Below are 24,630 nucleotides of genomic sequence, written 5' to 3'. Positions count from 1 at the left end.
GCTAGAATCAACGTTGTGTCTGTCCTCTCCAAACTGCGCTACCCGCTCTACCAGCTCTATGAAGCACGCCTGAAGCGCGAGCTGCGTGGAAAGAAACGCCCGAAGCACATCGCTGTGATGGCTGACGGGAACCGTCGCTGGGCTCGTGAGTCGGGGTTTAAGGACATTTCCCACGGCCACAGGGTCGGCGGCGCGAAGATTGGCGATTTGGTTCGCTGGTCTGCGGAAATGGACGTCGATGTTCTCACGATTTACCTGCTTTCCACCGAGAACCTTCAGCGCACCTCGGAGGAGGTGGAGCTGCTCTTCGACATCATTTCCGAAGTCATCGAGGACCTCGCCACCGAGGATTACACCTGCCGCGTGCGCTTGGTCGGCCAACTGGACCTGCTGCCGGACGATGTGGCAGCACGCATGCGAGAAAGCGCCGCTACCACTACCGAGAAAGCCGGGCTGACCGTGAATATTGCGGTGGGCTATGGCGGGCGCCAGGAGATCGTGGACGCGGTGCGTGCGCTTATCGACGACACCGCAGCCGCCGGCGCAACCCCCGCCGAAATCAAAGAGGCGGTGACGGTCGACTCGATTGGTGAGCACCTCTACACCAAGGGCCAGCCCGACCCAGATCTGGTGATCCGCACCTCCGGTGAGCAGCGTCTTTCCGGATTCCTGCTGTGGCAGGCCGCGTACTCCGAAATCTGGTTCACGGATACGTACTGGCCAGCGTTTCGCAAGATCGACTTCCTGCGAGCACTGCGCGACTATTCGCAGCGCTCCCGCCGCTTTGGCAAATAAAACCCTGGCGAATTAGAGCTTGCGCATGCGGACGCGCTGAACGGTGTGGTCGTAATCCTTGCGCAGCACAAGCGATGCGCGCACCCGCGTGGGCAGAATGTTTTCCACCAGGTTTGGCAGGTTGATGGACTGCCAGATTTCGCGTGCGGCGTAGGTCGCCTGCGCGTCGTCAAGACCTGCGTAGTGAGCAAAGTGTGCGCCGGGCTCCTGGAATGCGGTATCGCGCAGTTTGAGGAAGCGCTCGATGTACCAGTGCTCGATGTCGGAGGTCTTGGCGTCGACATAGATGGAGAAGTCGAACAGGTCCGACACCATCAGCGTTGGGCCGGTCTGCAATACGTTGAGGCCCTCCAGAATCAAGATGTCTGGCTGGCGTACCTCGATGTACTCGTCCGGGAGAATGTCGTAGGCCTCGTGGGAGTAGATCGGAGCCTTGACCAGGGGCTGACCGGACTTCACCTCGGTGACAAATCGCATGAGGTTGCGGCGGTCGTAAGACTCAGGGAAGCCCTTACGGGCCATCAAGCCGCGCTCCTTGAGCACTGCGGAGGGGTGCAGGAACCCGTCAGTGGTGATCAGGTCGACGCGGGGGTGGGAGTCCCAGCGCTGAAGTAGCACCTGCAGCACACGCGCGGTGGTTGATTTGCCTACTGCGACCGAGCCTGCAAGCCCGATGATGAACGGCACATGCCCCGGATCGCCGCCGATGAACGTTTCGGTGGCTTTGGTCAGTTTCTGGCGTGCTCGTACCTGCAGGTGGATCAGGCGCGACAGCGGTAGGTAAATGTCTTCGACCTCTTGCAGATCGAGGCTCTCACCGATGCCTGCGAGTTTGGTGAGCTCATCTTCGGTGAGCACCTGTGGCATGGTGGCACGACGTTTGCGCCAGTCCTCGCGGTGAAAATCGAGGTAAGGCGAAGAATCGACACGTGGCATGGCCCTATTGTTTCACCTTGGATCCTGTGCATGGAATTCGACATAACACCCGGGTTGCTTACATATACTTCGAAGCGGTAACTACGACTGAACGAGAAAGGACCCGGTGGACGTGTCTGAAGATTTCCGTTACCTCGATCTGGCTACTTTTGACCCCGAAGTTCACGCCGCGATTGTCGACGAGCTAGCGCGCCAGCGCAACACCCTCGAAATGATTGCGTCTGAAAACTTCGTTCCGCGCTCCGTACTTGAGGCACAGGGTTCTGTGCTGACCAACAAGTACGCCGAGGGCTACCCGGGCAAGCGCTACTACGGTGGCTGCGAGCACGTGGACGTTGTGGAGACCCTGGCACAGGAGCGTGCCAAGGAAGTCTTCGGTGCAAAGTTTGCAAACGTGCAGCCACACTCCGGTGCGCAGGCGAACGCCGCTGTGCTAATGGCACTGGCGGAGCCGGGTGACACCATCCTGGGCCTGAACCTGGCTCACGGCGGCCACCTGACCCACGGCATGAAGATCAACTTCTCCGGCCGTCTCTACAACGTGGCAGCGTACGAGGTAGAGAAGGACACCCACCTCATCGATATGGCCAAGCTGCGTGAGCAGGCTCGCGAGGTCAAGCCGAAGGTGATCATCGCCGGCTGGTCCGCCTACCCGCGCCACGAGGACTTCGCTGAGTTCCGCTCGATCGCGGACGAGGTCGGCGCCTACCTGTGGGTTGACATGGCCCACTTCGCCGGCCTGGTTGCGGCTGGCCTGCACCCGTCGCCGGTCCCGCATGCGCACGTGGTGTCCTCCACGGTGCATAAGACGCTGGGTGGCCCCCGTTCCGGCTTCATCCTGACCAACGATGAGGAGCTAAACAAGAAGATCAACTCCGCCGTCTTCCCTGGTCAGCAGGGTGGCCCGCTCATGCACGTCATCGCTGCGAAGGCGACCGCGTTCAAGATCGCGGGCATGGAGGAGTTCAAGGACCGTCAGCAGCGCACCATCGACGGTGCGAAGATCCTGGCCGAGCGCCTTACCAGCGAGGACGCGAAGGCTGCCGGCATCGACGTTGTCTCCGGCGGCACCGACGTCCACCTCGTGCTGGTGGACCTGCGTAACTCGCCGATGGATGGCCAGCAGGCCGAGGACCTCCTGCACGCCGCAGGCATCACGGTCAACCGCAATGCGGTGCCGTTCGACCCGCGCCCGCCAAAGGTCACCTCTGGCCTGCGTATCGGCACGTCGGCGCTTGCTACCCGTGGCTTCGGCGAGGAGGACTTCCGCGAGGTGTCCGACATCATCGCCGAGACCCTGATCCAGGGCGAGAAGGCTGATATCCCGGCGCTGCGCGCCCGTGTCGAGGCCCTGGCGGAGAAGTACCCGCTGTACCCGGGCCTTGAAGACTGGAAGATGCTCTAGTCGTTCTGGCCGTCGGCGGCGCTTGCGGTGTCGACATTGTGCCCGCGCTGCTCTGCGAGAGTGGCGCGGGCTTTTTGTAGCCAGTCCGGTTGGTCGTCGAGAAGCGCGCGGATTTGCTCCGTGGTCATCGACTGCTCAACGCCGGATGCTTTCAGCGCGGTCACCGAGATGCCGAGCTTGCGTGCGACCTCGGTACGGGGGTGCGGGCCGTTGAGGCGCAGTTCTTGCAGCCAGGCGGGCGGGTTTTCCTGCAGTTCGCGCAGTTCGGCGTGGGTGATGGCGCCGTCCTGGAACTCCTGTGGAGTGGCGGGAAGGTAGATACCGAGTTTTTTCGCCGCGGTCATCGGCTTCATTGCGGTGCCGGATGGGGTCTGTTCAGTCATGCCCAAAACGGTAGCATTACCTGCCATGCTCACCATCGCGTTCGTCACCGGTACTGAACCCGGCAAATGGTTCCGCCGCTACGCCCAAATGTCGGGCGAGGACCCTGCGACATTGCCGTCGGATGATCCGTTTCCCCTCGTCGGCAAGGATGCGGACGCGGCGCTGGTCAGGCTTCCGGACGAGCGGGTCACGGACGAATACCACGTGGTCCGGCTCTACGAGGAGGCCTGGGGCGTGGCCGTGCCAAAGGACTCCGTTTATGCGGAGGTGGGGGAGGTTGATCGCGGGGATCTTGCGGAAGAGATTGTGAATTTCGAGTACGCAGAGCAGACGCTTATCGACGATCTGCGCACCGCCCTTTCCGTTGTCGCCGCAAACGTCGGCATCGCCTACGGGCCGTTGCCGTTGCTGAAGACGCTTGCGAAGAAGCAGATTAAGGCGCTGCCGATCGACCCGGGGGAAGGCGTTAATACCACGACGGTTGCGCTCGTGTGGCGGAAATCGGACGATTGTGACGCTATCCAGGACTTTGTTGGTATTACGAAGGGGAGAACTCCCAGGTCGTCGCGTACCGCGTCGCACCCCCGATCGGGTGGGAAGAAGACTCGACGTTCGCGCGGCACCCATAATGGGCGACGCACCTAAATCAACACGAAAGGTATGACAAATTATGTTTTCCCGTAAGATCGCTGCTTCCGCCGCTGCTGTAGCCCTGGCTGCTACCGGTTTAGTTGCGTGCTCTAACGACGACGACACCGCGGCAGAGACCGAGGTTGTGGAGACCACCGCTACTGAGACGAACGTAGAGACTGAGACTGCGGCTGCGAAGACGGAAACCGCTGACGCTTCCGCAACCGATTCCGCGGACTCCACCGGCGCTGCGGGCGAGGGCACCGAGGCGACCGAGGAGATTACAACTGCTGACGGCGGCACCGCAATGGTTCCGGCTGGCGTCGTTGCTGCCATGGATAAGTTTGCTGAGCCGTCCTGGGGCGAGCCGATGAAGGTTGAGCAGGTCGACGAAGGCTGGATCGTTACGTACGACCAGGAGCACTACGTCACCTGGAATGAGAACACCGGTGGCGCACCGACCTGGGGTCAGATTGCCAACGAGTGGATGACCGACGTCAACGTGGATAAGAAGCTGGGCTTCCCGCTGGCTCCGGAGGCTGCTAACCCGGACGAGTCCGGCTGGACCCAGGAGTTCGAGCGCGGCTCCATCAACTGGACCCGTGCTGGCGAAGGCGAGCCGTTCGCCGCGGTGATCACCGAGAAGTAAACCGCGCCCATGTAACGGCGTTCGGCCCGGCCCCATGTGAGGGGCCGGGCCGTTTTCGTTTCCCGGTTAGCTCAAATCTTCCTTGAGTGGGTCTTCCTTGACCGGCAGGAGGATCACGAACGCGATGATGGCCAGCGGCACCATGAGGAGGAACACGGGGGTAAGGCCGTCGTTGTAGCTCGACAGCACGACTTCCTTCACCGGCTGGGGCAGTTGCGCCACGCTGCTCGGGGTTAGCGAGTTCGCGGCACCCTCACCGAATTGCTTGCCTAGCGCAGCACCTTCTTCGCCGAGTTTCGCCAGAGCTTCCGGCAGGCGCTCCTCCAGCTTTTCGCGCATGTTGTGAATGAACAACGAGCCGGACAGGGAGGCGCCGATAGCGGAGCCGATCTGGCGGAAGAAGTTGTTCGTCGACGTTGCGGTGCCCACTTGGGCGAGTGGGAACGAGTTCTGCACGATGAGTACAAGAACCTGCATGACCAGACCAAGGCCGAAACCGAAGATGAACATGTAGATCCCGAGCACGGTCAGCGACGTGTCCACGCTCAGCCGAGAGAACAGGAACAGTCCCACGGTGGTAATGAGCATGCCGGACAGTGGGTACATCTTGTAGCGGCCGGTGCGAGAGATGATGAAGCCGACTGCCGTGCCGGTGCCGAGCATGCCGAGCACCATCGGCAGCATCATAAGGCCCGCGTCGGTCGGGGTCAGTTCGTGCACCATTTGCAAGTACGTCGGGAGGTAGGCGAGAGCACTGGTCATCCCGAGGCCAAGCACCGTGCCCGCCAGGGTGGTCAGCACCATGTTGCGGTTGCGGAACAGCCCCATGGGGATCAGCGGGTTAGTCGCGCGCAGCTCGACAATCACGAACAGCACGGCAGCGATCACAGCGATAGCGCTGGTGGCGATGATGGTCGGGGAGGTCCAGTCGTACTGCGTGCCACCCCACGTGGTGGTGAGGATCAGCGACGTGGTGGCCACGATCATCAGCGTGGTACCGATGTAGTCAAAGTTCATGCCCTTGGCGGATCCGCGGCGCAGCTTCAGCACCTTGGTGCATACCGTCATGGCGAGCAGGCCGAGCGGGATGTTCATCCAGAGCGCCCAACGCCAGCCGGGGCCGTCGGTAAACCAGCCGCCGAGGACCGGACCGAGCACCGAGGACACACCAAATACTGCGCCCATCACGCCCATGTACTTGCCGCGCTCGCGAGCAGGAACGACTTCCGCGATGATGGACTGCGAGTTCACCATCATGCCGCCTGCGCCAAGACCTTGGATGGCGCGGCCGATGATGAGCAGCTCCATGGTGTTAGCAAAGCCGCCGATGGCGGAGCCGATTACGAACAGGCCGATGCCGGTGATGTAGAGCCACTTGCGGCCCAATACGTCGCCAAGCTTGCCGTTGATAGGCATCGCGATGGTCATTGTGACCAAGAACGAGGAGATGACCCAGCTCATGTGGTCCACGCCGCCGAGGTCACCAACAATGGTCGGCAGGGCCGTGGCGAAGATCATCTGGCCCAGCGAACTCATCAGCATGGTCAGCAGCAGGGCGGCGAACACGACGCCGACGTTCGGGGGAGTGGCTTGAAGCGGGTGGCGTCCCGTGCGGTTGTCTACCATGTCATGTCCTTTGCGTAATTCGTGATGTCTTTGGCGTATTCGATGAGCTGCTCGATTGGGTCTCCTTCATCGGGCGGCGCCCAGAGGTACCTGGTCACGACCCCTTGAAATAGCACGACGATGAATAGTGCTTCCGCCTCCAGCGATCCCGAATGCTTGCGGTCCTGCGGGAAGGTTTCAAAGTGGGCGCGGAGGGCGCGACCAATTTCGGTGAGGAATCCGCGCTTTCGGGCGGCTTCGGCGTGCATCAAGCCCGGGTTGTTCTCCAACAATTGACGACGACACTTCGCCGCCGGACCATCAAACGTGCCCGGCTCAACCACGACGGAGCGAATGACAAGCTCCAGCACGTTGTCGCTCTGGGTCGTGCGGATCGCGTCCAGCGCGTCCTCGTCGAGGGTGAACGGAAACGATCCCAAGATCGCCTCGTCCTTAGATTCCACATAGTTGAAGAAGGTTCGCCGGGAGATGCCTGCCTCGCGGCAGATGTCGTCGACGGTGACGTTGTCGTAGCCACGCTTGTCGACAAGCGCCGCCGCCTCGTTGCGGATGCGCTTTAGCGTCTCGCGGCGCTTCTGCTCCCGAATTCCCTCATTTTGCACGGGGTGCAATATTACACCCGGTGCATGTTAAGGCAAACCGGCGGAGAGTTCCCCTTCTACCAGCGCTTTTTCGCCTTCAAAGTACGTCAGTTTCACAATCCCGGGCTCTTGCTTTTCGACGACCCACCGCCCCGAACCATCCCCACACGGCTTCGTCAACGGCACCGACGCACCGTCCTCACCGATCAGTGCGGTGCATCCGGTCAACGGATACGTCACCGACGCGGTCCCACCACCGAACGTGGCCACCGCCGGCCAAGCCTTCACCTTCGCGTTGTCCTCCAGGCTGTTCAGGGTGCCGGTGTAGGTGCCGGTGGGGGAGGTGGAGTCGTCGTCACGCAACTGCGGTTGTGCCGTCACCGTGACGGTTTCGGGCACCTCGTTGGTCGGCTCCGGCTTCGGGTTGGCGTACCAATATGCCGCCGCGAGCGCGACGCCGATCACGGCGACAATCAGCGCAAGCACGCCACCGACGACCCACGGCTTGTTCGGGCCACCGGCGGTGCGCAGCTCGGAGAAAGAATCAGGCATGAAAAAGCCCCCAGCATGTTGAAGTGAAGTGCTGGGGGCAGATTCTAGCTAGGTGCGAACTACGGCCTAGTTTCGGTCGGTGTTGGCCATGGACAGCACATCGAGGCGCTTGTCCAGCTCCTCCTCGGTGAGCTTCTCACCATCGACGAAACCAAGGTCGATGGTGGCCTGACGGATGGTGATGCCTTCCTTGATCGCGTGCTTGGCAATCTTGGCCGCGTTCTCGTAACCAATTGCAGAGTTCAACGGGGTCACGATCGACGGGGAGGACTCGGCGAGCTCGCGCATGTGCTCGACGTTCGGCTCGATGCCATCAACAAGCCTGGTGGCGAACTGACGGGAGGTGTTTGCCAGCAGGCGGGAGGACTCGAGCACGTTGCGCGCCATCATCGGGATGAACACGTTGAGCTCGAACTGGCCCTGGGTGCCACCGAACGCCACAGCAGCGTCATTGCCGATGACCTGTGCGGAAACCTGAGTTGCGGTCTCGCATAGCACCGGGTTGACCTTGCCCGGCATGATCGAGGAACCCGGCTGCAGATCCGGCAGGTGGATCTCAGCGAAACCAGCCAGCGGGCCCGAGCCCATCAGGCGGATATCGTTCGCAATCTTGTACAGGGAAACCGCCACGGAACGCATCGCGCCGGAGAACTCCACCAGGCTGTCGCGGTTCGCCTGTGCCTCAAAGTGGTTCTTTGCCTCAGAGAGCTCATCCAGGCCGGTGAGCTTCTTGAGCTCCTCGGTAACCTTGCCGCCGAACTCAGCCGGAGTGTTGATGCCGGTGCCCACAGCGGTGCCGCCAATGGCCAGCTCGCCCAGACGGTGCAGGGTCGCCTCGACACGCTCGACACCCAGCTCGATCTGGCGTGCGTAGCCGGAGAACTCCTGACCCAAGGTGACCGGGGTGGCATCCATCAAGTGGGTGCGGCCCGACTTCACAACCTCGTGCCACTCCTTCGCCTTCTTCTCCAGAGACTCCTGGAGCACCTTCAGCGCCGGGATGAGATCGTTTGCGGCAGCCTCGGTGGCAGCAACGTGAGTAGCGGTCGGGAAGGTGTCGTTAGAGGACTGGCCCATGTTCACATGGTCGTTCGGGTGAACCTCAACACCGTTCGCCTTCGCGATGGACGCGATAACCTCATTGGTGTTCATGTTCGACGAGGTGCCGGAACCGGTCTGGAACACATCGATCGGGAACTGGTCGTCGTGCTTGCCGTCCGCAATCTCCTTCGCAGCAGCGATGATCGCGTCCGCCTTCTCAGCGTCCAGCTTGCCCAGGTCCTTGTTCACCTGAGCACACGCAGCCTTCAGCAGACCAAGTGCGCGAATCTGCTGGGCCTCAAGGCCGCGGCCGGAGATTGGGAAGTTCTCCACAGCACGCTGCGTCTGGGCGCGCCAGAGAGCGTCGACGGGCACCTTGACCTCGCCCATCGTGTCATGTTCGATGCGGTATTCCTGATCAGCCATGATTGTCCTTTACTTCTGTCCCATGCACGCCACGCACGCTAAAGTGCGCTCGTGCCTTTCCAAAGATCGATTATGCCCCAGATAACAAAAATGAGGAGCTGTAATGTCTGAAAACCGGACACAAAAGGCCCCCGCATTGAGGGATGCGCTGGTGGCGTTGGCGGCAATGGCCATTATGTACGCCCTTTTGGCGGGACAAGGTCTGCTGTTGGTGCACGCGAACGTGTCCCGCACCGTCGCGATCAGCATGCTGCCTCTCGCGGTTCTCATTGCCATCGTTGTGCCCTTGGTGCTGCTTATCCGCTACATGAAAAGTCGCGGACTCGAGCTGGGGTTTACGCGGCTAGGGAGTCGAGGCTGGCATGTGCTGTGGCAAGTTCCGGCAGTGATCGTCGGGGCGGCTGCGTCGAGCGCTATCGTCGGCTCGCTGATCGGGATGGAACCAGGCGGAGGCTCAACCGCAGATGACTTAGCCAAAGATGCCGGAAGTGTGGCGCCGGTGCTCATCTTGCTTGCCGGTTATCTGCTACTCGGGCCAGTGATTGAAGAGATTGTGTTCCGCCGTGTGCTCATGGGCTACTTTGACACGCTCATGCCGGCAGCAGCGAGCGTGCTGCTCACCTCCGTCATCTTTGCTGCAGCCCATATCGCGCCACCCGTGATCGTCTACACATTCTTCTGCGGCATCGGCCTCACACTGGTCGCACGGTTCCACGGCGGCATCACTGCGAGTTTCATCGTGCACGTAGCCAACAACTTCGCGGCTAGCGCAGCAGTCATTGGAGCCTTGTTCTAGAACGACAAAGCCCCGCGCTCTTCGCTGAGAAGGCGCGGGGCAAAAGTCAGGTTCTACTTGGTTGGCTCGGAGTAATCGACCACCGAGTAGTCCTGCAGCTTGGCCAGCTGGTGCTGGGATTCGACGTAGCGCACGGTGCCGGACTTCGAACGCATCACCAGCGAACGGGTGGTGGCGCCAGACTTGCGGTAGGTCACGCCACGCAGCATGTCACCGTTGGTCACGCCGGTAGCGGCGAAGTAGCAGTTATCAGAGGTGACCAGGTCGTTGATGCCAAGGACACGATCCAGGTCGTGGCCAGCGGCGAGTACCTTCTCGCGCTCCTCGTCGGACTGCGGGGCCAGCATGCCCTGAATGTCGCCCCCAAGGCACTTCAGCGCACATGCGGTGACAACACCTTCCGGGGTGCCGCCGATGCCCATGGCGATGTCGATGGAGCTGTTGTCCTGAGCGGCAGCAATTGCGCCGGCAACGTCGCCGTCCATGATGAAGCGAACCTTGGCGCCGGCGGCACGGATTTCCTCGACAAGCTTGTCGTGACGCGGGCGATCCAACACAACAACCGTGATGTCAGCCGGACGAACACCCTTCGCCTTAGCAACCGACTTGATGTTGTCCTCAACGGAAGCAGTGATATCAATCGCGCCGACCGCCTCAGGGCCAACCGCGATCTTGTTCATGTAGAACGCGTCCTGCGGGTTAAACATGGAGCCACGATCCGCGGCAGCAATGACAGAAATCGCGTTCGGGCGACCCTCTGCCATCAGACGGGTGCCATCTACCGGGTCAACGGCGATATCCACCGCAGCACCACGGCCGGTGCCAACCTGCTCGCCGTTGAACAGCATCGGGGCCTCGTCCTTCTCACCCTCACCGATCACGATCACGCCGTCCATCTCCACGGAGTTGATCATCTTGCGCATCGCGTTGACGGCGGCACCGTCGCCCTCGTTCTTCTGTCCGCGGCCCACCCAGCGGCCGGAGGCGAGCGCTGCCGCCTCCGTCACACGGACGAGTTCCATTGCTAGGTTGCGGTCAGGGACAAGATCAGACTGTTCAGTCATCGCGGGGGCCTTCCTCCAGAGGACAAAAATCGACCCCTCTATTCTGGCACTTCCACACGCCGAAGTGTTGGTATCGCCCACCTTTACGGGGGAGAAGCCCGCCCGTTCTGGGGTGCAGGTGGCTCATGACATACTGAAACGCGTGGCAAACGACAAGAAACCCCGCATCTTCCAAAACGGCCGAGACATGGCAATCAACGCCGTGCTCATTGTGGTGCTCATGCTCGTCGCTGTCGGCGCGACCGGGCTGTGCTCCTTCAACCCCGGCGCCCCAGAATCCGGCCCCGTGCAGGAGGTCGACGCAGAAGCGTTCCTCGACCTCGAGGCGCGCGCGGTGAACTACCCGGTGCGCTACCCGCAGATGCCAGAAGGCTGGACCACCAACTCGGCGCGCCGCAGCATGCTTGCCGGCAACTCGGCACCCGTCGTCGGGTGGGTCACCCCGAACCGTGGCTACCTGCAACTCACCCAGACTGGCGTCGATAAGGATGCGGCGCTCCAAGCCTCCAACACCGACAACCGCATGCTCGATCGCACAGTGCGTATCGACGACACCGACGTCGAGGTCTACACCAGCGACGAACGCGAGGTCCGCGACCTGTGGATTGTGGACGCCGGCGACGCACGCTTCGTCGTCACCGGCGCAGGCAGCACGGACGAGTTCGAAGAGCTCATCAGCGCAGCGCTGAAGGCTACTCCGATCACACCCCAGTAGCTTCTAGTACTTACTGCTCAGGAGCCTGCCCGCTGACCTGACGGGTGCTGATGGCTTCTTCGACGCGCTTCGAAGCGCCGTCGAGAAGCACCTCGCACCGCTTCGCCAGCGCCTCACCGCGCTCCCAATACTTCAACGACTCGTCCAAACTCATCTGGCCGAGCTCCAAAATCTTCACCGTCTCCACAAGCTCATCGCGAGCCTGCTCGTAGGTCAGCGTCTCCGGGTCCGGGAAAGCATTGTCGTTCGCCTGGCCGGATCCAAACGTGTTGTCTGTCATGAGTGTTCCTTAAACGTCGTTGGTTGTTTTGAGAATTAGTCAGCGGGAGTAGTAGACATCGATGCCGCTGTAATGGAGCCGTCACCGACACGGATACGCAGCTGCGCGCCGGGCTGAGCCTGATCAATAGAGGTCACAACCTCAGGGCCAGAGTGGTCGCGCGGGACCACCTGCACCACGGCGTAACCACGGGCCAAGGTTGCAGAGGGGCCGAGCGCCGACACCTGCGCGCGCAACGCCGAGACCTGCTGGTTCTCACGCTGCAGCACATGGGAAATGTCGCGGCGGATCAACGCCTGGGCGCGCTCCACTTCCTCGCGGCGGCGCGTGATCGCCATCATCGGATCCGCTAGGGCAGGACGGGTGCGAATCGACGCGAGGCCATTTCTTTCCCGCTGCACCCATCCGCGCAGGGCGGCGGACATGCGGGCACGTGCTTCGTCGATAAGCGCACGCTCCTGCACAACATCCGGCACGGCACGCTTCGCAGCATCGGTCGGGGTGGCGGCGCGAACATCTGCCACATTGTCCAGCACCGGGTTATCCGGCTCGTGGCCAATCGCCGAAATGACAGGTGTGCCAGCGGCCGCCACCGCGCGTTGCAGGGCCTCCTCCGAAAACGGCAACAAGTCCTCAACCGAACCGCCGCCGCGGGCGATGATGATCACCTCCACGTCCGGATCGCGATCCAGCACCTTCAGTGCCTCGATCACCGCAGGCACCGTCGTCGGCCCCTGTACCGGCGTGTTGATGATCTCGAAGTTCACCTGTGGCCAACGCCCCTGCGCAACCGTGACCACGTCACGCTCCGCAGCCGAACCACGCCCCGTGATCAGACCAACCTTTTTCGGAAGGTAGGGCAGCGGGCGCTTCCGCGCCGGATCAAACAGGCCCTCGGCCGCCAACTGTTTACGCAACGCCTCAATGCGCGCCAACAGCTCGCCCGCACCGACGTGACGGATCTCCGCCACCTTCATCGAAAACGAGCCGCGGCCTTGATAAAACGTCGGCTTACCGTATGCGACCACGCGGTCGCCGTCCTTCAACGGCACAGCCATGCCGGTCAGTAACGACGTCTCCGCCGTCAACTGCACCGACACCTGCTCCTGCGTGTCCCGCAGCGTCATATACGACAGCCGCCACGACGGCTTCGTATTAATCTGCGTGAGCTGACCCTCAATCCACAACCAACCCAGCCGGTCGATCCAACTCTTCACGGAGTTATTGAGCTTGGCCACAGACCACGGCGTTTCCGGCGTGCTCTTCGGCGGCGCACTCTGCGCACCTTGCACACCTTGTGTTTCTGTCACGCGATGCTCCTTTCTCCCCAGTTCTTCTGCCAGGTAAACAGTACCCGGCGGGCACGATTTACCCGCCTACTGTTTTTGACGCAGATTCGTTAGGGTTGGTTCCATGACTGATCAGGGTAAGAAAGTGCTACTCGCGTCCCCACGCGGATACTGTGCAGGCGTGGACCGCGCCGTGGAGACCGTAGAAAAGGCGCTGGAGAAGTACGGCGCCCCCGTCTACGTGCGCAAGGAGATCGTGCACAACAAGTACGTGGTGGAGACGCTGCAGGACCGCGGCGTGATCTTTGTCGACGAAACCGACGAGGTCCCCGAAGGATCCCACCTCGTGTTCTCCGCCCACGGTGTGTCGCCCGCAGTGCGCGAATCCGCCAAGGAGCGCAGCCTGCACACCCTCGACGCATCCTGCCCGCTGGTGACCAAGGTGCACAACGAGGCGAAGCGCTTCGCCCGCGACGGCTACCACATCCTGCTCGTCGGCCACGAAGGCCACGAAGAGGTCGAAGGCACCGCAGGTGAGGCTCCGGACATCACCCACCTCGTCGACGGCGTCGACGGCGTCGACCGCCTGCCGGACTTCCCGGAGGGGCAGAAGCTGGTGTGGCTGTCCCAGACGACGCTGTCTGTCGACGAGACCATGGAGATCGTCAACAAACTGCACGAGCGTTACCCGAACTTGGAGAACCCGCCGAGCGACGACATTTGTTACGCCACCCAAAACCGCCAGGCCGCAGTGAAGAAGATCGCGCCGCAAAGTGACCTGGTCATCGTGGTTGGCTCCCAGAACTCGTCCAACTCGAAACGCCTCGTCGAGGTCGCGCTCGAGGCCGGCGCGCAGGAGTCCCACCTGGTCGATTACGCCCACCAAGTCGACGATGCCTGGTTCGACGGTGTCAACACCGTCGGCGTGACCTCCGGCGCGTCGGTGCCGGACATCCTCGTCCGCGAACTGCTCGACTACCTGGGGGAGAAGGGCTACGGCGACGTGGAAGAGGTCACCACCACCGTGGAGACCATCACGTTCTCCCTGCCGCGCGAACTGCGCCTGCCGCGCCGCGAGGCACCGCTCGAGGCATAAACCCCGCCGAGAACGACCAAAGGCCTTGCCCCGTTGACATCGGGACAAGGCCTTTAGCCTTTGTACAAGTCCTCGCCGAGGCGGTGAACCGCACGTGAAGAACCACCGGTTTCTCCGGATCTACGCGAGCCACTCGCATTTGCCTTGCGACGACGCGCCCCCTCCGACTTCGCCCGCTCCAACAACTCCTGCACAGGAACCGACCGAGCCTGCTCGCGAGCCCTCCGTCCTTGCGAATTCGTGCGACGGTTGCTGCGGTTCTGTGACGTCCGCTCAGCCATCTCGCGGCGCTGGATCGCAGCATTCTGGCGACGAATCAACCGCAACCGCACCGCAGCGATCACAAGCGAACCTGCGGTGGTGAAAAACAAGACTGGGAAATACTCCGCCACCGGGTACACGATGCCAAGCAGAGCAGTCTTCGCGCTCGCCCCACCCGCCGAAAGGCCGTCGCGTGACATGCCATACCCCGTCGCCACCAGTGCGGCGACGAACATGAGCGGTGCGCTCGTGACCGTTAGGGACAGACCCTTCGGGTTCACCAGCGTGGTCACCGCAATGACCGCGAGGGTGTACAGCGCAAGAAACGGCCACGAAATTACACCGGCAGACAGCGACAACAGTGCCCCGGTGAACAAGGCGGCGAAAACGATGCCGAGTCCAGACCCCGTCGGCAACCCAACAAAGGTGGTGGACGTAGGGGAATGGCTCCGGCTCGAAAGATGTGACACGCTGACGCAGTTTACCTGCCGTCGTCCTCCGCCATGTGCCGGGCACGCGCCGAAATAGGATTCAGCTCTGGAGCCTGTTCCCTCCGGGCAGGAACGTGAGCCTCCTCGAGCTTACGTGCCGTGACCATCACGCGGGAATCCATCGATGCCAACGTGGCGTTATAAGCCTCAACCGCCTTTTCCAATGAGGCGCCGACTTTGTTGTAGTGGCGGGCCATCGTCGATAGACGCTGGTGCAACTCTGCCCCGAGGCGCTGGACCTCCTTCGCGGACGCGTTGATGGACTCCTGACGCCAGCCGAGGGCGACTGTGCGCAACAGTGCAAACAGCGTGGTCGGGGTGGCGATGACGACGTCGCGTGAAAACGCATAGTCAAGCAGTTCCGGGTCGAGGCCGAGCGCCGCATCCAAAAACGGATCCGCTGGCACAAACAACACGACGAACTCCGGGGTCGGCTGGAACGCGTTGATGTACGCCTTGTTCGACAACGTATCCACATGCGAACGCAGCAAATGCACATGGCGACGCAGGTGGGCGTCGTGCTCCTCCGGATCATCCGTGTTCAACGCGTCCAGGTAGGAACCGAAGGGAACCTTCGCGTCCACAACAATGTTGCGCCCCTGGGTAAGGCGGATGATCATGTCGGGGCGGACGCGGGTGTCGTCGATACGCATGTGCGCCTGCGTATCAAAGTCAACGTGTTCGAGCATGCCACCGAGCTCCACAACGCGCTCTAGCTGCATCTCGCCCCACCGTCCGCGGGTCTGCGGGGAGCGCAAAGCGGTGATGAGCTGGTCCGTGCGGTCGCCGAGACGCGCGGAGGTCCGTCCGATCGCCTGGACCTGACCTGCGATTGCCGACGACGCCACTGCCTGCTGCTTATCCATCGCATCAATCTGCTCACGCATGTCCTTCAACGCGCGAGCGACGGGGCGGAGATCCTGTGGCGGAGCCGGCTGAGGTGCAGAACGGCGAAACCACGCCACGCCAGCGAATACCCCGACGATAAACCCGGCGAGGAGACCCGTTGCAAGGATAAGAAAGACCGTTGACGTTTGCATGCCGCAGATCTAACCACCCCGGCACGACACACTACTCGCCGGGTTCGCTTTTATGTTCGAACTCCCTGCGTCGCAAGATGGTGCGGCTGCCCACCTCGCGCAACTTCTTCAGGCTATTCGCGCTGAAGTGGGGTGAGTCATCGTCCTGTGCAGCTGGATCGTCGTCAGGGGTTTGCGGAGCGTTGACCCAGTCGCGCTCGCCGCGCCACGCCTCGCGCTTGTGCACCGACTCTGCCTCGTCGATTTCCGCGATGAGCTTGCCCTCTTCGGTGGCAAAAGTGAGGTCCTCGGCACTGACCTCGCCGGCGTTGATGCGCAGGATGTCCAACACGTAGCGGTACACCACAGCGATCATCGCAGCTGTCGGCACCGCGAGGAAACCGCCCATGAGGCCGAAGAGGCCACCGCCGACGGTCACGGAGATCAGCACGATCACCGGGTGCAAGTTCATCGCCTTGGACTGCAGTAGGGGAGAGAGCACGTTGCCCTCAAGCTGCTGGGTGGCCAGGACGATGCCGAGCACGATCAGGGCCTTGGTGAACCCGAGCGTGACCAGTGCGATCAGGACCGCCAGCGCGCCCGCGACCACCGCACCGACGATCGGGATGAAGCCTGCAACGAACGTAATAATCGCAAGCGTGAACGCCATGGGAACGCCGACGATGGCAATGCCGATGCCGATCACCAGCGCATCGATAAGCGAGCACACCGCCTGCGCCCTGATGAAGCCCGACAGGGTGTTCCAAGCGCGGGTCAACAGTTCCGTGAAATGGAGTCCCGTGCGTCCGCCCGTCGCGCCGCGCAGCCACGGCAGGAAGCGGTGGCCGTCCTTCAGGAAGAAGAAGGTCAGCACGAACAGCACCATCAGCGTCACCGACAGGCCTGCCGCGGTGTTGATGCCGGAGAACACGCCACCGGCGATGGCGCCGGCCTGGTTCTGGACCCACCGCGTGATTTCGTCGACACCCTCGTTCAGGTTCTCCGGGTTAAGGTTCAGCGGTGGACCCTGCGCCCACAACTGCAGGCGCTGCACACCCTCGAGCGCCTGGATGTACAGCAGCCGCGATTGGCCCACAATATCGGGGGCGACGATCATGCCGAGGGCTGCCAGCACGCCGAAGAACAGCAACATGGTCACCATGGCCGCGAGGCCATCGGCGAACTTATGGTTGCGCAGCCAGCTCGCAACCGGGGCAAGCACCGTGCACACAATCAGCGCGAGCACCGCAGGCAACACGCCGACCCAAAAGGCGCCGATGAGCTTGCCGATTGCGAAGAAAAACAGCGCGATGACCAGCAGGCGCAGCGTAAATTTCGCCCCGGAGGAAACCCAGGTGTTAAACACCACGATGCGATCGACGCGGTCGTCGCGCTTGTCTGCAGGCTGAATCGGAGCGGTCACGCGAACTATTGTGCCCCACTGCACATTGCTTTGCGACGAACCCCTCACAACCAGCGCCACAACGTGGGATAGGATGGAGCGCCGTGAGCCTTACTCTTGGAATTGTCGGTCTGCCCAACGTCGGTAAATCCACCTTGTTTAATGCGCTGACGCGTAACGAGGTGCTTGCCGCTAACTACCCGTTCGCCACCATCGAGCCGAACATCGGCCTGGTGGAGCTGCCGGATCCGCGCCTGGACCGGCTGGCGGAAATCTTCGACTCGGAGCGTGTGCTGCCCGCGACCGTGTCCTTCGTGGACATCGCCGGCATCGTCAAGGGCGCGTCCGAGGGCGAGGGCATGGGCAACGCCTTTTTGGCCAACATCCGCGAGGCGGACGCGATCTGCCAGGTGGTGCGTGCGTTTTCCGACGACAACGTCATCCACGTCGACGGCCAGGTCAACCCGTCCTCCGACATCGACGTGATTAACACCGAGCTGATCCTCGCGGACCTGCAGACCATCGAGAAGGCCCTGCCGCGTCTGGAGAAGGACGGCCGCAAGGACAAGGACATTGCCGACCAGGCCGAGGAGGCTAAGAAGGCCCAGGCCATTCTTGAAGACGGCCGCACCCTGTTCGCCGCCTCCAAAACCGGCGACATCGCCTGGCGCTGCTGCACCACCTGCACCTGATGACCGCCAAGCCGTTCCTCTACGTCTTCAACTCCGACGAAGCCGTGCTGACCGACGAGGCGAAGAAACAGGAACTGCGCGAACTCGTCGCCCCTGCCGAGGCTGTGTTCCTCGACGCCCAGACCGAAACCGAGCTGCTCGAACTTGACGACGAAGACGCAGCCGAGCTCCTCGCCGCCGTCGGCCAAAACGAACCAGGTTTGAAGACCCTGGCCAAGGCCGGCTTTGACACCCTCGGCCTGCAGACCTACCTCACCGCAGGCCCGAAGGAGGCTCGCGCCTGGACCATCCACAAGGGGGACACCGCCCCGAAGGCCGCAGGCGTGATCCACTCCGACTTTGAAAAGGGTTTCATCAAGGCCGAGATCGTCGGCTTCGAAGACCTGGACGCGCTCGGCTCCATGGCCGAGGCCCGCGCCGCCGGCAAGGTCCGCCAGGAAGGCAAGGACTACGTCATGGTCGACGGCGACGTGGTGGAGTTTCGTTTCAATGTAACCTGAGGCGCGCTAGTGTTAGCGGCATGACAACACGTGCTGCTATTTACCTCCGTATCTCGCTCGATGCTGCCATGGACGGCCTCGCCATCGACCGGCAGCGCCAGGACTGCGAAGCCCTTGCCGAGCAACGCGGCTGGGACGTCGTGCATACCTACGTCGATCAGTCGATCTCCGCGTCGAAGAAGGACGTGGACCGCCCCGACTACGACGCGATGGTGGCGTCCTTTGAGCGCGGCGAGATCGACGCGATCATTTGCTGGGACCTCGACCGCCTCACACGGCAGCCCTGGCAGCTCGAAGAGTGGATCGACAGGGCAGAGGAGCAGGGGCTGAAACTCGTCACTGCGAACGGTGATGCTGACCTTGCCACCGACGGCGGCAGAATGTACGCGCGCATCAAAGCAGCCGTGGCACGCGGCGAGATCGAGCGAAAGAGCATGCGCCAGTCTCGTGCGCAACAGCAACGCGCCGAGCAGGGCCGCTGGTACTCCGGCGGTGTGCGCCCTATCGGCTACACCTCCACCGGCGAGATCATTCCATCCGAAGCCGCCGCCGTGCTCGGTATGTTCCGCGCTGTCGAGAGGGGCAACTCCATGCGCGACATTGCGCGCGCCTTATCTGGGGTCGATCAACCGGGCTTGCCGGATATCCCGACCACGCCGCGCCATATGTACACCGTGGTCACAGAGCGCAACGCTCGACGCCGCGCTGAAGGCCAGGAAGAAAAGCCGGTTCCCGACGCGCAGCCGTGGGCCTACACGTCGTTGCACTCGATCCTGCGCAACCCCGTGTATGCGGGTTACTCCACTTATAAGAAGGCCAAGCGCAAAGGCGTGAAGAACAAATACCGCCGTGTCACGCATATCGTCCGCGACCCCGATACCGGCGAGCCGGTGAAAGGGCAGTGGGAGCCGATCGTCACACCAGATCTGTGGTGGCGCGTGCAGAACGTGCTCGACGATCCCGACCGGCTGACCAACAAGGAGCGCCGGAACACTCGCCGCCATCTCGGCTCGGGTCTGTATGTCTGCGACGAGTGTGGCAACCCCGTGCGCACACATGCCGACCGCTACCGCTGCGCCGCCTGTGGATTAGTGCGCACACATAGCGTCGATGATTTTGTGCTCGCCGTGATCCGCGCCCGCCTTGGCCGTGACGACCTGGCGGACCTGCTGCCGACTGTGGACGACGACGAGGTCAACGCCATCGACGACGAACTCGCTGAGCTTCGCGCAAAGCTCGCCCGCGTCCAGGCTGACTACGATGAGGAGCTTATCGAGGCCCGTGACCTCAAGCGCGCGCGAAACCGTTATGAGCCGCAGATCGAGAAACTCGAAACGCGCCGTGCCCGTCTTGCTGGCGCATCGGCGCTGCTCGACACAACCGGCTACGCCTCGCCCGTGGATGCCTTCGACAACGCAGAGCTTGCCGTGCAGCGCCGAGTCATCAATACCCTGTGCCAGGTGCGCCTGCGCCGTGGCGTGCGCGGCACCAAGACCTTTAACCCTGAATCGGTGCAGATCGTGTGGAACTAGGTTGCAGTGTGTGACACGTCAACAATCGCGCGCATGCGCTGCGGCGCGCAAAGCTCTTACGAAGGAACGCCACGGGAGCCGGCAGTTCGGGGGAGATCTGCCTTCGTGTATCGGGGGCGACACTGCTCAACCGTGGCGTTCGCAGGAAGTATGACACGGCTCTTGTTACCCCAGAGGTCGTAGGTTCGAATCCTGCCCCCGCTACCAACTTCCAAGCCCCTACCAGGAGAAACACTGGTAGGGGCTTTAGTTATTTCTCTTAAGGCGCACGTCCTGGGACTCAAATCGGGACTTTAGCGATGGCATTTTGTCACTTAAGCCGGTTTGGAAGTGATGGGGTTAAGTGACAGTTTTCGATTTTGTGACCTTGGATGACTGTGTCGTTTTGAGGAGTCGTCTGCACGGATTTCAGAAGTCCTCTGTACTATCGCCATCCACTCCGGAGAGGCCGCGGGCGTTCGTCCACTTCATCTGGAACGCGATTCGACAGAGCGCATTCAATACGATGGTCTTTTTCTCCCTGCGAAGGATGGGGGCAGTTTAGGGTACCAGGGTGTTGACCAGATCGAGGAATTCCTCAGCGTAGGCAATTTGCTTGCGTAGCTTTTCGTAGCGGGTGCGCGTCTCCTCACGAATGTCGGCAAGGGTGGCCTTGGCATTACTCCGTGCCTGCTGTGCGGTATCACTGTCCTGCCCGCCATCTGAACTATGAAGAATCTCCGCAGCTTCCAGGAATTCCCGCATCTGATCCAGAGTAAACCCCAGCGGTTTCATCCGTCGCACCAGCAAAACACGACGTACATCAGCCTCACTATAAAGCCTGAACCCACCAGGGCTACGCCCCGATGGGGTAATCAGGCCGACGTTGTCATAATAACGCAAGGTGGGAATCGACAACCCCGTCTGGTCAACGACCTCGCCGATCTTGAAATTACTGTTTTGCATTGCCTGTTCTCCTTCACGGTGATGTTGCCCACGGGTTCCTGTGCCTGGGTTGGCGGTTGAGTAAAACTCCCGCTACCATGACCACCATCACCAAACCTAAAGTTACTAGAGGGTTGGATTCCTTTCGGGCGTTCGCCCAGTTACCTATCCCCTCAAAGATTGGACATCTATGACTGAAACTAGCACGGCGGCCCCCCGCCCCCTCCTGAGTCCAGACGGCGCTGATGCCCCTACCGGGATCATCGCATCCTTCCGTTACGCATTTTCTTCCCCCGCCCGTATCCGTATAGAGATTCTGGCCGGACTGGCGGTATCCCTGGCGCTGATCCCTGAGGCCATTGCCTTTTCCATCCTTGCCGGTGTTGACCCAGCCATGGGTCTGTTTTCCTCGGTAGTCATGGCCATTGCGATCGCCTTTACCGGTGGCCGCCCGGCAATGATCACCGGCGCCACCGGGGCTATTGCCCTAGTCATTGCTCCTGTGGCGCGTGGTTACGGGATGGATTATTTCATCGCCACCGTCCTGTTGGGCGGTGTCCTACAAATCGTGCTCGGCGCCCTCGGTGTGGCGAAACTTCAGCGTTTTATCCCCCGATCGGTGATGCTGGGTTTCGTCAATGCACTGGGCATTATGATTTTCACCGCCCAACTCGAACACCTCATTGATGTGCCTTGGATAGTCTACCCACTCGTCGGCTTGGGTGTGGTGATCATGATTTTCTTCCCCAAGCTCACCAGTGTGATCCCCGCCCCGCTGGTCACGATTATCGTGCTCACCGGTTTGGTCATTGCCGCCGGTTTGACTGTCCCGACGGTCTCGGACATGGGCAAGATGCCGGAGACCTTACCGTCCCTGTTTATTCCGAACGTGCCGTGGACGTTGGAGACCCTGCAGATCATCGCGCCTTATGCCCTGGCCATGGCCGTGGTCGGTCTCATGGAATCGTTGATGACCGCCAAGCTCGTCGATGACATCACCGACACTCATTCCGATAAAACTCGTGAATCCTGGGGACAGGGGGTGGCTAATATTGCCTCCGGTTTCTTCGGCGGCATGGGTGGCTGCGCGATGATCGGTCAAACCATGATCAACGTCCGCGAATCCGGGGCACGTACCCGCCTATCCACCCTGTTAGCCGGTGTGTTCCTGCTGGTCCTGGTCCTGGCACTGGGCGACATCGTTGGCATGATCCCGATGGCTGCCCTGGTGGCAATCATGATCATGGTCTCGGTCGGCACCATCGACTGGCACTCGGTGCATCCACGCACCCTTAAACTCATGCCGGTCTCTGAGACCATTGTTATGGCCGTGACGATTATTGCCACCCTAGCCACCAGCAACCTGGCCATTGGTGTGGTGTTGGGTGTGGTCACCGCGATGATCATGTTCGCCCGTCGGATGGCACATATCGCTTCCATTGAAAAGGTCTCCGAGATCGACGGCGACGGCGATGGAGAGATTGATACTCGTACCTACCGGGTGCATGGCCAGTTGTTTTGGGCATCAAGCAATGACCTGGTTTATCGCTTTGATTACACCGATTCTGCCCGTCATATCACTATTGATCTCACTGAGGCGGAGATCTGGGATGCCTCCACGGTCGCGACCTTTGACGCGATTACGCAGAAGTTCCAGGACAGAGGCAAAACCGTGTCCATTATCGGGCTCGACGGTCCCAGTCAGGACCGGCTGAACCGCCTGTCTGGCCGGCTTGGCACCGGCCACTAACATCCCCCGACTCGAGCACATCGACTTGGCGCCCCAACTTATAACCGGGGCGCCAGTTTATTGGTGCTGTTGCAAAGTTGGGGCATAGGAAGAGCATAAAAGAAGCGTAGCGGTTAACCGCTACGCTGTGTTGTGGGGATTTTTACTTTTTACGGTGCACGTGTTCTAGTTAGTGGTTCGTTTCTTTCCTCGGGTGATTGCGACGGTATTCCTCGACTAAGTGAGCAATACCCGGCGCAGCCTGGGACAACATCCAGGTCATAAGCGCTATAAGAACCCCTATGACGATAAGTGTTAACGCCAACCAGCCCAGTGTTGGGCCGATGCCGTTGGCCTCCTGGACGTGACCCCACAAGGCAGACACGCCGTCGGGTATGCCGAGCATACTTAGCAGCCCGTTCCCCAAGGCTCCGACAGCAACGAGTGCGATAGCAACGAAGAGAACACTGGCTGCAATCCACGAGGCAGACATGCAGGCCTTAATAAAGTTCGTGTTCGACTTTTCCATATCGTCGTTATACTGCTTGCGTTCTGCGCGTATCTCCTCCAGCAGCTTTTCGTTGGACTCCTTCTCCTGGAGCAGAGCGCTGCGAGCCTTCTTAGAGGCTTCTGCTGCCTCGTGCAGGCTCTTAGGCTCTTTCGACATTGCCTCAGATACAGCTACTTCTACCAGCGGTTCCAGGCTAGAAGTCAGGCTCGAAGTCATCTGAGCGTTCAGGCTCTGGCTGCGACCCGGACCACATCTACTCAGACACCATCTCCGGCACCAACTGGCAACGGCCTGGTCTTGATGACGCGCTGGCGTACATGCGCCCCGACGACACGCTCGTTGTCACGCGCTTGGACAGGCTCGGCCGCAGCCTCGCGGACACCGTGAACACCATCGCTGACCTCGCCGAGCGTGACATCAACGTCAAGGTGTTGGAGCCAGCGCTGGACACGTCGAAGCCCACCGACAAGGTGGTTATCAACGTCATGGCAAGTCTTGCCGAGTGGGAGCGTGACCTGCTTGTCCAGCGCACCCGTGAGGGCGTGGCGCACGCCCGCGCACAGGGCAGGGTCGCCGGCCCCAAGCCGAAGCTCAGCGCTGAGCAGGCGCAGATGGCCAAGGAGCTTATCGACGGCGGCAAGTCCGTCAGCGCTGTAGCGCGCACCTTTAACGTCTCGCGGCCGACGATCTATCGCGCTCTCAAGCGCATCGAAGCCGACGCTTAAGCACAGGCTGCGTCGCTAGCGCTCGCACCCGGCGAGAAGGCATCAGGCTGCGCTAGCGACGCTCGGCACACATGAGTGCTGCACTGCTGGGATACGCCTGCGACCGGCAGAGCCGGGCCGAATACGGGATTGACCACATACACCCCGTATTCGTGCAAAGGAGCACTGCCATGTCCACTCATTCCCACACGCTTGCATCTCACGGCGAGATCCTCGCGAACCTCCCCGGCATCCTCGGCTTCTACCCGAACAACTCGCTGATCCTCGCGTTCTTCGTCGACGACGAGGGCGTCGACACCGTCCGCCTCGGCCCGGTCGCACGGTTCGACCTGGACGAAGCAGTGGAGAAGCTCACCGAGAGCCGCGAGCGGTTCGCAGCGTGGGTCCACCACCTCGAACTCGACGCTGTTATCGCGTACATGATCAGCGATGACATTGCGCAGCCGGTCTTCGACGAGACGGCCACGTACCTCACCAGCGGGGCCTCGCCGCTACCGCCGCTGCTCGGGGTGGTGCAGGTGCCCGAGATCGTCACTGGGGCTGCTTGGTGGTCTGTGTACCAGCATCCGCTCATCGACG

25 protein-coding genes and 1 pseudogene are annotated in these 24,630 nt (G+C 61.5%); 12 read left to right on the top strand and 14 right to left on the bottom strand.

Annotated elements, in window-relative coordinates; all coding sequences use genetic code 11:
• Positions 1–15 precede the first annotated feature (15 nt).
• Positions 16–795 carry an isoprenyl transferase gene (locus tag HMPREF2690_RS00735; RefSeq protein WP_070421686.1) on the top strand — a complete coding sequence of 260 codons (780 nt, stop codon included), beginning with the start codon at positions 16–18 and terminating at the stop codon, positions 793–795.
• 12 nt (positions 796–807) lie between these two features.
• On the opposite strand, the gene coaA is transcribed toward HMPREF2690_RS00735, so the two are convergent.
• On the bottom strand, positions 808–1,731 hold the full coding sequence (gene coaA / locus HMPREF2690_RS00730) for a type I pantothenate kinase (protein ID WP_070421685.1): 924 nt from the start codon (positions 1,729–1,731) through the stop codon (positions 808–810).
• A 112-nt stretch (positions 1,732–1,843) separates the two neighbouring features.
• Here coaA and glyA point away from each other — a divergent pair, with 112 nt between their 5' ends.
• Entirely contained in the window at positions 1,844–3,136 is a 1,293-nt protein-coding gene (glyA, locus tag HMPREF2690_RS00725; RefSeq protein WP_070771292.1) for a serine hydroxymethyltransferase, read from the top strand.
• Here glyA and HMPREF2690_RS00720 read toward each other — a convergent pair.
• On the bottom strand, positions 3,133–3,519 hold the full coding sequence (locus tag HMPREF2690_RS00720) for a DUF5997 family protein (RefSeq protein ID WP_070771291.1): 387 nt from the start codon (positions 3,517–3,519) through the stop codon (positions 3,133–3,135). The genes glyA and HMPREF2690_RS00720 overlap by 4 nt on opposite strands.
• Before the next feature lie 25 nt (positions 3,520–3,544).
• On the opposite strand from HMPREF2690_RS00720, the gene HMPREF2690_RS00715 reads away from it, so the two are divergent.
• Positions 3,545–4,165, top strand: a complete 621-nt coding sequence (locus tag HMPREF2690_RS00715; protein ID WP_070819886.1) for a LysR family transcriptional regulator substrate-binding protein — start codon at positions 3,545–3,547, stop codon at positions 4,163–4,165.
• Positions 4,166–4,190: 25 nt separating this feature from the next.
• Positions 4,191–4,799, top strand: coding sequence for a hypothetical protein (locus tag HMPREF2690_RS00710; RefSeq protein ID WP_070421683.1), 609 nt, complete (start codon positions 4,191–4,193; stop codon positions 4,797–4,799).
• A 66-nt stretch (positions 4,800–4,865) separates the two neighbouring features.
• On the opposite strand, the gene HMPREF2690_RS00705 is transcribed toward HMPREF2690_RS00710, so the two are convergent.
• The 4 genes from HMPREF2690_RS00705 to HMPREF2690_RS00690 all read right to left on the bottom strand — a co-directional run bounded on the left by HMPREF2690_RS00705 (position 4,866) and on the right by HMPREF2690_RS00690 (position 9,025).
• A complete protein-coding gene (locus HMPREF2690_RS00705; protein WP_070819885.1) occupies positions 4,866–6,425 on the bottom strand; it encodes an MDR family MFS transporter in 1,560 nt (519 codons plus the stop codon).
• Complete coding sequence (locus HMPREF2690_RS00700) at positions 6,419–7,027, bottom strand: TetR/AcrR family transcriptional regulator (protein WP_070819884.1); 609 nt, start codon at positions 7,025–7,027, stop codon at positions 6,419–6,421. The genes HMPREF2690_RS00705 and HMPREF2690_RS00700 overlap by 7 nt, the downstream gene beginning before the upstream one ends.
• A 27-nt stretch (positions 7,028–7,054) precedes the next feature.
• Entirely contained in the window at positions 7,055–7,558 is a 504-nt protein-coding gene (locus HMPREF2690_RS00695; RefSeq protein ID WP_070482585.1) for a hypothetical protein, read from the bottom strand.
• A 66-nt stretch (positions 7,559–7,624) separates the two neighbouring features.
• Entirely contained in the window at positions 7,625–9,025 is a 1,401-nt protein-coding gene (locus tag HMPREF2690_RS00690; protein WP_070452579.1) for a class II fumarate hydratase, read from the bottom strand.
• Between the two features lie 103 nt (positions 9,026–9,128).
• On the opposite strand from HMPREF2690_RS00690, the gene HMPREF2690_RS00685 reads away from it, so the two are divergent.
• On the top strand, positions 9,129–9,821 hold the full coding sequence (locus HMPREF2690_RS00685) for a CPBP family intramembrane glutamic endopeptidase (protein ID WP_070819883.1): 693 nt from the start codon (positions 9,129–9,131) through the stop codon (positions 9,819–9,821).
• Positions 9,822–9,874: 53 nt separating this feature from the next.
• Here HMPREF2690_RS00685 and glpX read toward each other — a convergent pair whose 3' ends face one another.
• Complete coding sequence (gene glpX, locus HMPREF2690_RS00680) at positions 9,875–10,885, bottom strand: class II fructose-bisphosphatase (RefSeq protein WP_070452585.1); 1,011 nt, start codon at positions 10,883–10,885, stop codon at positions 9,875–9,877.
• Positions 10,886–11,027: 142 nt separating this feature from the next.
• Here glpX and HMPREF2690_RS00675 point away from each other — a divergent pair, with 142 nt between their 5' ends.
• Positions 11,028–11,600 carry a DUF4245 domain-containing protein gene (locus HMPREF2690_RS00675; RefSeq protein ID WP_070452588.1) on the top strand — a complete coding sequence of 191 codons (573 nt, stop codon included), beginning with the start codon at positions 11,028–11,030 and terminating at the stop codon, positions 11,598–11,600.
• Positions 11,601–11,610: 10 nt separating this feature from the next.
• Here HMPREF2690_RS00675 and HMPREF2690_RS00670 read toward each other — a convergent pair whose 3' ends face one another.
• The gene (locus HMPREF2690_RS00670) at positions 11,611–11,880 is read right to left on the bottom strand and encodes an exodeoxyribonuclease VII small subunit (RefSeq protein ID WP_070421676.1); all 270 of its coding nucleotides are present in this window, start codon (positions 11,878–11,880) and stop codon (positions 11,611–11,613) included.
• Positions 11,881–11,915: 35 nt separating this feature from the next.
• Complete coding sequence (gene xseA, locus HMPREF2690_RS00665; RefSeq protein WP_246819479.1) at positions 11,916–13,190, bottom strand: exodeoxyribonuclease VII large subunit; 1,275 nt, start codon at positions 13,188–13,190, stop codon at positions 11,916–11,918.
• A 103-nt stretch (positions 13,191–13,293) separates the two neighbouring features.
• Between xseA and HMPREF2690_RS00660 the strand changes: the two genes are divergently transcribed.
• Positions 13,294–14,265, top strand: a complete 972-nt coding sequence (locus HMPREF2690_RS00660; RefSeq protein WP_070771282.1) for a 4-hydroxy-3-methylbut-2-enyl diphosphate reductase — start codon at positions 13,294–13,296, stop codon at positions 14,263–14,265.
• 53 nt (positions 14,266–14,318) lie between these two features.
• On the opposite strand, the gene HMPREF2690_RS00655 is transcribed toward HMPREF2690_RS00660, so the two are convergent.
• From HMPREF2690_RS00655 to HMPREF2690_RS00645, 3 genes are read right to left on the bottom strand one after another with little or no spacing between them, the layout of a single operon-like run.
• Positions 14,319–14,996, bottom strand: a complete 678-nt coding sequence (locus tag HMPREF2690_RS00655) for a DUF6542 domain-containing protein (protein WP_210401370.1) — start codon at positions 14,994–14,996, stop codon at positions 14,319–14,321.
• Positions 14,997–15,007: 11 nt separating this feature from the next.
• The gene (locus HMPREF2690_RS00650; RefSeq protein ID WP_070771280.1) at positions 15,008–16,057 is read right to left on the bottom strand and encodes a DNA recombination protein RmuC; all 1,050 of its coding nucleotides are present in this window, start codon (positions 16,055–16,057) and stop codon (positions 15,008–15,010) included.
• Positions 16,058–16,088: 31 nt separating this feature from the next.
• Positions 16,089–17,459, bottom strand: coding sequence for an AI-2E family transporter (locus tag HMPREF2690_RS00645; RefSeq protein WP_070819881.1), 1,371 nt, complete (start codon positions 17,457–17,459; stop codon positions 16,089–16,091).
• Between the two features lie 83 nt (positions 17,460–17,542).
• On the opposite strand from HMPREF2690_RS00645, the pseudogene ychF reads away from it, so the two are divergent.
• Positions 17,543–18,630 (top strand): annotated as a pseudogene (ychF, locus tag HMPREF2690_RS00640) (redox-regulated ATPase YchF).
• Positions 18,631–18,650: 20 nt separating this feature from the next.
• Positions 18,651–20,162 (top strand): recombinase family protein, encoded by a 1,512-nt coding sequence (locus tag HMPREF2690_RS00635; protein WP_070421670.1) that lies wholly within the window; start codon positions 18,651–18,653, stop codon positions 20,160–20,162.
• A 540-nt stretch (positions 20,163–20,702) separates the two neighbouring features.
• Here HMPREF2690_RS00635 and HMPREF2690_RS00630 read toward each other — a convergent pair.
• Positions 20,703–21,107, bottom strand: a complete 405-nt coding sequence (locus HMPREF2690_RS00630; protein WP_048733850.1) for a MerR family transcriptional regulator — start codon at positions 21,105–21,107, stop codon at positions 20,703–20,705.
• Between the two features lie 169 nt (positions 21,108–21,276).
• Here HMPREF2690_RS00630 and HMPREF2690_RS00625 point away from each other — a divergent pair, with 169 nt between their 5' ends.
• Positions 21,277–22,836: a SulP family inorganic anion transporter gene (locus HMPREF2690_RS00625; RefSeq protein ID WP_034664651.1), complete on the top strand. Its 1,560-nt coding sequence runs from the start codon at positions 21,277–21,279 to the stop codon at positions 22,834–22,836.
• 169 nt (positions 22,837–23,005) lie between these two features.
• On the opposite strand, the gene HMPREF2690_RS00620 is transcribed toward HMPREF2690_RS00625, so the two are convergent.
• Positions 23,006–23,542, bottom strand: a complete 537-nt coding sequence (locus HMPREF2690_RS00620) for a hypothetical protein (protein ID WP_218079069.1) — start codon at positions 23,540–23,542, stop codon at positions 23,006–23,008.
• Between the two features lie 35 nt (positions 23,543–23,577).
• On the opposite strand from HMPREF2690_RS00620, the gene HMPREF2690_RS00615 reads away from it, so the two are divergent.
• Both HMPREF2690_RS00615 and HMPREF2690_RS00610 read left to right on the top strand, forming a co-directional pair.
• Positions 23,578–24,051: a recombinase family protein gene (locus tag HMPREF2690_RS00615; RefSeq protein ID WP_080972893.1), complete on the top strand. Its 474-nt coding sequence runs from the start codon at positions 23,578–23,580 to the stop codon at positions 24,049–24,051.
• Positions 24,052–24,221: 170 nt separating this feature from the next.
• Positions 24,222–24,630: DUF4192 family protein (locus HMPREF2690_RS00610; RefSeq protein WP_141750495.1), on the top strand; the 409-nt coding region annotated here is incomplete at its 3' end.

Source organism: Corynebacterium sp. HMSC034E11, from assembly GCF_001835905.1.
Taxonomy (GTDB): domain Bacteria; phylum Actinomycetota; class Actinomycetes; order Mycobacteriales; family Mycobacteriaceae; genus Corynebacterium; species Corynebacterium coyleae.
The sequence above is the reverse complement of the archived record's forward strand: the minus strand, read 5'-3'. Positions and strand labels throughout refer to the sequence as shown.